General features: G+C 63.2%; 10 protein-coding genes. 3 read left to right on the top strand and 7 right to left on the bottom strand.

Annotated elements, in window-relative coordinates:
- Positions 1 to 63: 63 nt before the first annotated feature.
- Entirely contained in the window at positions 64 to 663 is a 600-nt protein-coding gene (locus WCJ41_RS18070; RefSeq protein ID WP_336907234.1) for a hypothetical protein, read from the top strand.
- Between the two features lie 62 nt (positions 664 to 725).
- Here the strand turns inward: WCJ41_RS18070 and tdh are convergent, their stop codons facing one another.
- The gene (gene tdh, locus WCJ41_RS18075; protein WP_336907235.1) at positions 726 to 1,751 is read right to left on the bottom strand and encodes an L-threonine 3-dehydrogenase; all 1,026 of its coding nucleotides are present in this window, start codon (positions 1,749 to 1,751) and stop codon (positions 726 to 728) included.
- A gap of 1 nt (position 1,752) precedes the next feature.
- Positions 1,753 to 2,934 carry a glycine C-acetyltransferase gene (locus WCJ41_RS18080; protein ID WP_336907236.1) on the bottom strand — a complete coding sequence of 394 codons (1,182 nt, stop codon included), beginning with the start codon at positions 2,932 to 2,934 and terminating at the stop codon, positions 1,753 to 1,755.
- 82 nt (positions 2,935 to 3,016) lie between these two features.
- Here WCJ41_RS18080 and trmFO point away from each other — a divergent pair, with 82 nt between their 5' ends.
- Complete coding sequence (trmFO, locus tag WCJ41_RS18085; protein ID WP_336907237.1) at positions 3,017 to 4,423, top strand: methylenetetrahydrofolate--tRNA-(uracil(54)-C(5))-methyltransferase (FADH(2)-oxidizing) TrmFO; 1,407 nt, start codon at positions 3,017 to 3,019, stop codon at positions 4,421 to 4,423.
- Between the two features lie 256 nt (positions 4,424 to 4,679).
- Here the strand turns inward: trmFO and WCJ41_RS18090 are convergent, their stop codons facing one another.
- The 5 genes from WCJ41_RS18090 to yajC are packed head-to-tail and all read right to left on the bottom strand — an operon-like array spanning position 4,680 to position 8,711.
- Positions 4,680 to 5,423, bottom strand: coding sequence for a squalene/phytoene synthase family protein (locus tag WCJ41_RS18090; protein ID WP_336907238.1), 744 nt, complete (start codon positions 5,421 to 5,423; stop codon positions 4,680 to 4,682).
- Entirely contained in the window at positions 5,420 to 5,794 is a 375-nt protein-coding gene (locus WCJ41_RS18095) for an MTH938/NDUFAF3 family protein (protein ID WP_336907239.1), read from the bottom strand. The genes WCJ41_RS18090 and WCJ41_RS18095 overlap by 4 nt, the downstream gene beginning before the upstream one ends.
- Entirely contained in the window at positions 5,791 to 6,741 is a 951-nt protein-coding gene (gene secF / locus WCJ41_RS18100; protein WP_336907240.1) for a protein translocase subunit SecF, read from the bottom strand. The genes WCJ41_RS18095 and secF overlap by 4 nt, the downstream gene beginning before the upstream one ends.
- Before the next feature lie 17 nt (positions 6,742 to 6,758).
- The gene (secD, locus tag WCJ41_RS18105) at positions 6,759 to 8,363 is read right to left on the bottom strand and encodes a protein translocase subunit SecD (protein WP_336907241.1); all 1,605 of its coding nucleotides are present in this window, start codon (positions 8,361 to 8,363) and stop codon (positions 6,759 to 6,761) included.
- Positions 8,364 to 8,369: 6 nt separating this feature from the next.
- Positions 8,370 to 8,711, bottom strand: coding sequence for a preprotein translocase subunit YajC (yajC, locus tag WCJ41_RS18110; protein WP_336907242.1), 342 nt, complete (start codon positions 8,709 to 8,711; stop codon positions 8,370 to 8,372).
- 110 nt (positions 8,712 to 8,821) lie between these two features.
- Between yajC and WCJ41_RS18115 the strand changes: the two genes are divergently transcribed.
- The coding region (locus tag WCJ41_RS18115) for an ATP-binding protein (protein ID WP_336907243.1) at positions 8,822 to 9,642 on the top strand (821 nt) is incomplete at its 3' end.

Raw genomic sequence — 9,642 nt, forward strand, 5'->3', positions numbered from 1 at the left:
CTGGCAGGACTGCTGTTCGCGCTGCTGAGGGTGTTGATTTGATCGCTGGAGCCTGAGCACACCATGCCGACGAACAACCGACACTCATTGCCGTTCAATGTGTTCAAGTATTCGGTCTACGCGCTTCTGGCCTTCAACATCCTGCTGTTTCTGCTGCACGGAACTGCGCACGAGGCACTGGATTCCTTTGGCTGGGTGATCCTGCTGGGCACCTTCGAATATGAGAGCACGTCACTCGACGAAGTCTACAGCTCTCCATTGGAGAAGTGGGCGCTGTTCGCCTTCCAGTGTCTTGGTTATGGTCTCGCCATCTATGCCACGACGCAATACTTCCTCGAGCGCGAATGGGTCGACTTGCTGAACTCCGTAACCTGGCTCGCGGTTTGCGCGATGCTTGCCTACGACGTTTATTCGCCCGGCGACTTCAAGGCTTCCGAATGGAAGATCCGCAACATTGCCAAGAGCCTGCTTTACACGATCCTCGTGGGGGTGGCGCTGTGGTGGGGATGGGAAGGGATGCAGGAGGAAGCAGGGCTCACGGGATTGCTGGACTTCTATGATGCCGCCTTATGGATCGCTTGCTTCGCCGTCATCGAACTGAACGTCTTTGACTACGAACGGCCAGAAGATGCAGCGCATCAGGCGGGATCCCAGCTCCCCTGAATTGGGGCGTATAGCAAGAAAGCTGAATTCGGGCCTTGCCGGATGACGGACTTGGGGCGCGATCACCCCCAGTCCAGCACCACCTTGCCGCAGCTTCCCTGCTTCATGAGCGCGAAGCCCTGCGCATAATCGGCCGCCTTCATGCGGTGGGTGATGACCTTGCGGACATCGAGGCCGGACTGCAGCATGGCGATCATCTTGTACCAGGTCTCGAACATCTCGCGGCCATAGATCCCTTTGATGGTGAGCGACTTGAAGATCACGCGGTTCCAGTCGACCGTGGTGGGGCCGGAGGGAATGCCGAGCATGGCGATCTTGCCGCCCATGATCATGCGGTCGACCATCTGGTCGAAGGCCATGGGTGCACCCGACATCTCGAGCCCGATATCGAAGCCCTCGCTCATGCGCAGCTTGTGCATGACGTCGCCCAGGTCCTCGCGCGAGACATTGACGGTGACGGCATCGGTGACCTGGTTGCAGAGTTCGAGGCGGTAGTCGTTGATGTCGGTGACGACCACGTGACGCGCACCCACATGGCGGCAGACGGCGGCAGCCATGATGCCGATGGGGCCCGCACCGGTGATCAGCACATCCTCGCCCACGAGATCGAAGGAGAGTGCCGTGTGCACGGCATTGCCGAGCGGATCGAGAATGGCGCCGACTTCGTCATCCACTTCCGGCGGCAGATGGATGGCGTTGAAGGCCGGGATCTTGAGATATTCCGCGAAGGCGCCCGGCAGGTTGACGCCAATGCCCTTGGTTTCAGGATCGAGGTGATAGTGCCCGGCGCGGGCCATGCGGCTCTTCATGCCGATGAGGTGGCCCTCGCCCGACACGCGATCACCCACCTTCACGGTGCGAACATGCGAGCCGATGTCGGTGACCACGCCCGCGAACTCATGGCCCACCACCATGGGCACCGGAATGGTCTTCTGCGCCCAGGCATCCCACTTCCAGATGTGGAGGTCGGTGCCGCAGATACCGGTCTTGGCGACCTTGATGAGGATGTCGTCCGACCCGATCTGCGGAACGGGTTCGTCGCGCATTTCGAGGCCCTCGGCCCTCTCCGCTTTCACCAGTGCGCGCATGTCAGATCACTCCCAGTTCCTGGCCCGCCGCCGTGAAGGCAGCGATGGCGGTGTCGATGTCCTGTGATGAATGCGCCGCCGACATCTGCGTGCGGATGCGCGCCTGGCCCTTGGGTACCACGGGGAAGAAGAAGCCCGTGACGTAGATGCCCTTGTCATAAAGCTTCGTGGCCATGTCCTGTGCCAGCTTCGCCTCGCCCAGCATGACAGGGATGATGGGGTGCTCGCCGGGAAGGAGGTTGAAGCCTGCCTTGCTCATGCCGGCGCGGAAACGCTTCGCGTTGTCGAAGAGGCGGGCGCGGAGGTCATTCCCCTGCTCCGCCATGTCGATGGCCTTGATGCCGGCGGCAACAATGGGCGGCGGCAGGGCGTTGGAGAAGAGATAGGGCCGGGCGCGCTGGCGCATGAGGTCGACGATCGGCCTGGCCGCCGCGATGTAACCTCCCGCCGAGCCGCCCAGCGCCTTGCCCAGTGTTCCGGTGAGGATATCGACCTTCACGCCTGCCCGATGTGGCGTGCCGCGGCCTTCAGGGCCGATGAAGCCGGTGGCGTGGCAGTCATCCACCATCACCAGCGCATCGAACCGGTCCGCCAGGGCGCGCACCTCGGCGAGCTTGGCGAAAAAGCCGTCCATGGAGAACACGCCGTCCGTCACCACGATGACCCTGCGGGCACCACCCTCGCGCGCGGCCTTGAGCTGCGTCTCAAGGTCGTTCATGTCGCCATTGGCGAAGCGGAAGCGCTTGGCCTTGGAGAGACGGATGCCATCGATGATCGAGGCGTGGTTGAGGGCGTCCGAAATGATGGCATCCTGCTCGCCGAACAGCGGCTCGAATACCGCGCCATTGGCATCGAAGCAGGCGGCGAAGAGGATCGCGTCGTCCATCTGCAGATAGTCAGCAAGGCGCCGTTCGAGATCGAGGTGCAGGTCGCTGGTGCCGCAGATGAAGCGCACCGATGCCATGCCAAGGCCGTGGGTGGTCAGGGCCTCCTTCGCCGCCGCAACGAGGTCCGGATGGTCGGCCAGCCCCAGGTAATTGTTGGCGCAGAAGTTCAGCACGTCCCCGCTCTTCACGCGGATGTGCGCCGACTGGTGGCCGAGGATGGGACGCTCGACCTTCCACAGGGACTGGGCCCGGATGGCGTCAAGTTCGGCGGAAATGTCCTGGAGGGTGCTGCTCATGGCAAAACCCTTACTCCTGCGCGCGGCCGGGATGAAGGGTCGAAGTCTTTCACCTCCCGCCCCGCCATGCTAGGAGCGCCCCATGACAAAACCCATCCATATCATTGGTGCTGGCATGGCCGGTTCCGAAGCCGCCTGGCAGGCGGTGAACCTCGGTGTTCCCGTCATCCTTCATGAAATGCGCCCGCAGGTGGGCACCGAGGCGCACCGGACGGGCGGCTTCGCCGAGCTCGTCTGCTCCAATTCCTTCCGCTCGGACGACGACGAAAGCAATGCCGTGGGGCTCCTTCACTGGGAAATGCGGCGCTGCGGCTCGCTGATCATGGGCCTCGCCGACCGCCACCAGGTGCCGGCCGGTGGCGCGCTGGCCGTCGACCGTGACGCCTTTTCTGCGGAAGTGACCGAGACGCTGAAGCGCCACCCGCTGGTGACCGTCGTCGAGGGCGAGATCGGCGGATTGCCTCCGGAGGACTGGGACAGCGTCATCATCGCCACGGGCCCCCTCACCTCGCCGGCACTGGCGCAGGCGATCCGTTCGCTGACGGGCGAGGAGTCTCTCGCCTTTTTCGACGCCATCGCCCCCATCGTGCACCGCGAGACAATCGACATGGGAACCGCGTGGTTCCAGTCGCGCTATGACAAGGTTGGTCCCGGCGGCACCGGCAAGGACTACATCAACTGCCCGATGAACCGCGAGCAGTACGAGGCCTTCGTCCGTGCACTGATGGAGGGCGAGAAGACCAACTTCAAGGAATGGGAGAGGTCGACCCCCTACTTCGACGGCTGCCTGCCTATCGAGGTGATGGCGGAGCGCGGGCCCGAGACGCTGCGCCATGGGCCGATGAAACCGCGCGGCCTGACCAATGCGCACAAGCCCGATGAGAAGGCCTATGCCGTTGTCCAGTTGCGCCAGGACAACAAGCTGGGCACGCTCTACAACATGGTGGGTTTCCAGACGAAGCTGAAATATGCCGACCAGGTGAAGGTGTTCCGCACCATTCCGGGCCTCGAGAACGCCGAGTTCGCAAGGCTCGGCGGGCTGCACCGCAACACCTTCCTCAACAGCCCGCGCGTGCTCGATGGCGCCCTGCGGATGAAGGCCCAGCCGCGGCTTCGCTTTGCCGGTCAGGTGACCGGCGTTGAAGGCTATGTGGAAAGCGCCGCCATGGGGCTGATGGCGGGCCGCATGGCTGCGGCGGAAGCACTCGGCCTAGCCTTCGATGTGCCGCCGCCCACCACGGCGCATGGCGCGCTCATCAACCACATCACCGGCGGGCACATCGAGACAACGGATGGGCAGAAGTCGTCCTTCCAGCCGATGAACATCAACTTCGGCCTGCTGCCGCCCATCGAGAAGGTGAAGATGAAGGACGGCGTGCGCCTGAAGCACACCGAGCAGGCCGTGGAGCGCAAGCACGCCTATACCGGCCGCGCCAAGGCGGATTTCGAAGCCTGGCTGGGCGGGGCGGCGCTGAAGGCGGCGGAGTAAGCTTCGTCGCCCGTTCCGGTTCCTTCCTGATGGCGTCACCCCAGCGAAAGCTGGGGCCCAGCTTCCTGCAGGTCGGGCAGCGCAATAATGGAACGTTTTGTAACGATTGTTTTTGGGCGATTTTGTCTCGGCTACACCCCTACCGGGAAGTCTTACAAACCCAGCGCATGCGGCAGGACGAGCCTCTGGGGCCATTGTCCAAGGGCTCAAGGTCAAAGCTGGGTCCCGGCATTCGCCGGGATGACGGCAAATTCAATCAGCCCCAGCGCTTCGCGGTCCACCACATCTCGATCTGCCGACGGAGCGGCGACACGGAGAGCGGAACATCCGGCTGTTTCGCGATCCGCTTCAGATACAGGCCCGTGAGGCTCACCGGCAGGAAGGCCGGAAGCACGGACTTCGGCAGTTCCGGCCTGAGCGTCATCGCCTGCGCGAGGCGGTTCTCGGCATGGCCAACCGCCTCGGCAACCGTCATGCTCTCGGGCAGGAAGGGGTCGCGATGCGCCGGATCGCCCATCACCAGTGCGAGGCCCTGCGCGACACCGGCGAGGCCGGCGCATTCGCTGGCCTTGCCCGCGGCGTCACGGTCGAGGATCATCGCCGCCATCATGATGAGGCGCGAATAGGCCTCGCCCATGTAGGCCTCCAGTTCGGTGAGGCCGGGCATGCGGTCATGGAACAGGTCGAACTCATGGGCGGTGACGAGATCGATGAGGGCCTGCTTCGGCAGGTTCCCCTCGGTGATGGCGCGCGCCAGCGCCTCCGCCACGGCGTAGCCAGGCACGGGGTTGCCGGCATAGATGCCCTCGATCGTGTCGCGCCACCATTGCAGGCGGATCATGCCGAGCGCCGGCTCGCTCACGGTGTCGCGCACCTTCAGGATCTCGGCGTTGAAGGCATAGAGCGCCAGCAGGTGCGGACGCTTGTCATCCGGCGCGAACAGGCAAGAGAGGTAACGGTCACGGTCGCGCAGGCGGACGATGTCCTCCACCTCGCTCACGCGCGAAACTCCACGGGGATCAGGGCGGCGGCGACGCGGCGCTTCTCTTCGAGCAGCAGGTTGTAGGTTGAAACAGCGTGGCCCGTGGCCATCGTGTCATACATGATGCCAGCGGCCTCGAGTGCGGCGCGCACGGGTTTCGGCGGCCGCACCATCTCATGGCCCATGCCGATGAGGAAAAGGTCGATTTCGGCTTTCTCGGCCAGGACCATGGCGAAGTCCGCAGCCGTCAGCGCGGCCGGGTTGACGCTCCAGGCATAGACACCTGAGGGCAGCACCATGATCGCGCCTCGGTGCGACATGCCCGCAAAGCCGAATCCGCCCGCTCTGTAGGAGTCGATGGCGGTCCGGCCGGGGTAGTGCGCCGTCACGGCCTGGCGGCCGCAGCCTTGGCCTTGGGATCGGTCGCGGTCTTCTTCTCGCTCATCACCGTGCCGAGCAGGATGAGCACCGGCGAGGCAATGAAGATCGAGGAATAGGTGCCGATCAGCACGCCGAGGATCATGGTGAAGGTAAAGCCACGCAGCACCTCGCCGCCGAAGATGTAGAGCGCGATCAGCGCCAGCATGGTGGTGACCGAGGTGAGGATGGTGCGCGGGAACACCGAGTTGATCGAGAAATCGATCAGGTCGGCCAGGTTCATCGACTTGTACTTGCGCATGTATTCGCGGATACGGTCGAACACCACCACGGTGTCGTTCAGCGAATAGCCGACGATCGTCAGGATGGCCGCGATGATCTGCAGGTTGAACTCGATCCTGAGCAGACAGAAGATGCCGATGGTGATCAGCACGTCATGCAGCAACGACAGCACCGCCCCCGCGGCGAACTGCCATTCGAAGCGGAACCATACATAGAACAGGATGCCGATGATGGCCGAAACCACGGCGATGATGCCCTGCTCGGCAAGCTCGGCGGAAACCTTCGGCCCAACCACCTCGACGGAGCGGAATTCGACACCAGTACCCAGCGCCTCCTTCACCTTGGCGATGGTGGTCTGCTGCGCATCGTCACCGCCTTCGACTGCCGGAAGACGGATCAGCACATCATTGGGAGAACCGAATTCCTGGATTTCAGCACTGCCGAAGCCAAGATCGTTCACCTGCGTGCGCAGCAGCTCGATATTGGCGGGCTCGGTGGTGCGGATGGTCATCACCGTACCGCCCTTGAAATCGACGCCGACATTGAGGCCGACGAAGACAAAGAGCAGCACAGAGGCCAGCGACAGGAGGCCGGACACGAAGAAGCCGAAGCGGCTCAGCCGCATGATCGGGAAGCGGGTGTCGTCCGGAATGAAGCGGATGGGCTTGAATTTCATGAGATGACCTCCGCTCCTCAGAGCGGAACCTCCTTGGGCTTGGCCCAGCCGACCCACAGTGCCACGATGAAGCGCGTCACTGTATAGGCCGTGAACACCGTGGTGAGGATGCCGATGGCATGTGTGATGGCAAAGCCCTTCACAGGCCCCGAGCCGACGCCGAACAGCACGACGGCTGCGATGAGGGCGGTGAAGTTCGAGTCGAAGATCGTTGCGAAGGCCGACTTGAAACCCGTCTCGATGGCGCTCATTGCCGAGCGGCCATTGCGCCACTCTTCACGCATGCGCTCGAAGATGATGACGTTGGAGTCGACCGCCATGCCCATGGTGAGCACGATGGCGGCGATGCCCGGCAGCGTCATGGTGAAGCCGAAGAAGCTCATCACCGCAATCAGCATGATGAGGTTCACGAGCAGCGCGATGTTGGCGAAAATGCCGAACAGGCCATAGGACATGATCATGAAGCCGACGACCAGAATGAGGCCGATGATCGAGGCATTGAAGCCGGCCTTGATCGAGTCCGAACCGAGGCTCGGGCCCACCGTGCGCTCTTCCACGATGGACAGCTTGGCGGGCAACGCGCCGGAGCGCAGCACCACGGCGAGGCTGTTGGTTTCGTCCACCGTGAAGTTGCCGGAGATCTGGCCGGAACCGCCGAGAATGGGCTCGTTGATGCGCGGCGCGCTCATCACCAGGTCGTCGAGGACGATGGCGAAAGGCTTGCCGACATTGTCGCGCGTCATCTTGCCGAAGCGCTCCGCACCTTTCTGGTTGAAGCGGAAGGAGACGACCGGCTGGTTTGACTGGTCGAAGGAGCCGCGGGCATCGGTGAGGTCGGCGCCGTCCACCGTGGCGCGGCTCGACGTCTGGATCCACAGGATGTTCTTGGGATCATCCTTCATCGGCAGCGCCTTGCATTCCGGTGGCGGGTTCTGGCCGGGTGCCGTGGGCTGTGCCTCGCAGGTCAGCTGGAAGGTGAGCTTCGCCGTCCGGTCGAGGCGGCTCTTCACTTCCTGGCTATCCTGCACGCCCGGCAGCTGCACGACGATGCGGTCCTTGCCCTGCTGCTGAATGGTGGCTTCCACCACGCCATCAGGGTTGACGCGCTTCTCGACGATCTTGATCGACTGGCTCACCGCCTGCTGGATCTTGTTGTCGATGCCCTTCTCGTTGAAGGTGAAGTTTACCTGCTGGCCATCGACGGCCACGTCAAACAGCGCAGTGGCGGCACCGGCGCCGAACAAACCACCGGCCTCCACGGGCTGCGCCAGCTTGCGCAGGTCGGGGACGGCCTTGTCCATGTCCTCGGGCTTGGTGATGCGCACACGCACGCCTTCGGGGCCGCGGTTGATGCCGTTGTAGCCAATCTTGGCCTCACGCAGGTTCGAGCGGATGTCGCCGACGAGCTGCTCGGTCAGACGCTTCTTGAGGTCATCACGGTCAATTTCGAGAAGGATGTTGACGCCACCCTGCAGGTCGAGGCCCAGCGTCATCGGACGCAGGCCATAGGGCCGGAGCTTGTCCTGGTAGGCGGCGGGCAGCACATTGGGCAGCGCGACGATGATGGAGATCAGCACGGCAAGCAGGATGCCGAACGCCTTCCATTTGCTGAAATGCAGCATAGGCTCTTACTTGGCCTCGGTCTTGACGGGTTCGCCCTTGGCGCGCACGTCGGCGATGCCGGTGCGCAGAACCCGCACCTTGATGTTCTCGCCGATCTCCACCTGGAGTTCGTTGTCGTCGACCACCTTGACGACGCGGCCAATGAGACCACCCGCAGTGATGATGGTGTCGCCCTTGCCCACCTTCTTGAGCATCGCCTGATGCTCCTTCATCTTCTTCTGCTGGGGGCGGATCAGCAGGAAATAGAACACGCCCATGATGAGCACGAGCGGCAGAACCATGCCGATGAAGTCGCCCGCACCGGCGGGCGCGCCGGCGGCCTGGGCATAAGCCGGAGTGATGAACAAGGACATTCTCCTGAACGAAGTTTGGGCGGAATATAGCGATGGTTGCCCCTATTGCAACCAATCGATTGGTGCTTCTTTACCGCGCACCCCACCTCGGCTAAGACTTCATAATGGCACAGGAAATCGATAATTCGCTGCTCACCCGCATCGCCGAGGCGCTGGAGCGGCTGGCGCCCGCCAAGGCGGCCCGACCCGAGCTTGAGGGCTATTCGGCCTTCGTCTGGCATGCGAGTCCGCCGGAACTCGAAGCCGTTCCGCGCGTCAACCGGGTGGACCTTTCGCTGCTGCGCGGCATCGACCTCACCCGTGACATCCTGATCGAGAACACCGAGCGCTTCGCCCGCGGGCTTCCCGCCAACAATGCGCTGCTCTGGGGCGCGCGCGGCATGGGCAAGTCATCGCTGGTGAAGGCCGCCCACCACGCCATCAACGAGGCGTGCGGCGGCATCCTGAAGCTCGTCGAGATCCACCGCGAGGACATCGAAAGCCTGCCGGTGCTGATGAACATCATCCGCAGGAACCCCGGTTTCCGCTTCATCGTGTTCTGCGACGACCTCTCATTCGACGCTGACGACACCTCCTACAAGTCGCTCAAGGCGGCGCTTGACGGTGGCATCGAGGGCCGCCCTTCCAACATGATCTTCTACGCCACCTCGAACCGCCGCCACCTGCTGCCGCGCGACATGATCGAGAATGAGCGCTCGACGGCGATCAACCCGTCCGAGGCGGTGCAGGAGAAGGTCTCGCTGTCAGATCGCTTCGGTCTGTGGCTGGGCTTCCACAATTGTTCGCAGGACGAGTTCCTGGCGATGATCGAGGGCTATGCGAAGCACTACGGACTGAAGGTCGACGCGGACACGCTGCGCGCCGGTGCGATCGAATGGCAGGCAACCAGAGGGAGCCGGTCGGGTCGCGTGGCGTGGCAATACAT

Source organism: Aestuariivirga sp. (assembly GCF_037139295.1).
Classification (GTDB): domain Bacteria; phylum Pseudomonadota; class Alphaproteobacteria; order Rhizobiales; family Aestuariivirgaceae; genus Aestuariivirga.

Coding starts and splice junctions, on each gene's coding strand:
- trmFO (WP_336907237.1), top strand. CDS start 3,017: ATGACAAAACCCATCCATATCATTGGTGCTGGCATGGCCGGTTCCGAA.
- tdh (WP_336907235.1), bottom strand. CDS start 1,751: ATGCGCGCACTGGTGAAAGCGGAGAGGGCCGAGGGCCTCGAAATGCGC.
- secD (WP_336907241.1), bottom strand. CDS start 8,363: ATGCTGCATTTCAGCAAATGGAAGGCGTTCGGCATCCTGCTTGCCGTG.
- WCJ41_RS18070 (WP_336907234.1), top strand. CDS start 64: ATGCCGACGAACAACCGACACTCATTGCCGTTCAATGTGTTCAAGTAT.
- WCJ41_RS18080 (WP_336907236.1), bottom strand. CDS start 2,934: ATGAGCAGCACCCTCCAGGACATTTCCGCCGAACTTGACGCCATCCGG.
- secF (WP_336907240.1), bottom strand. CDS start 6,741: ATGAAATTCAAGCCCATCCGCTTCATTCCGGACGACACCCGCTTCCCG.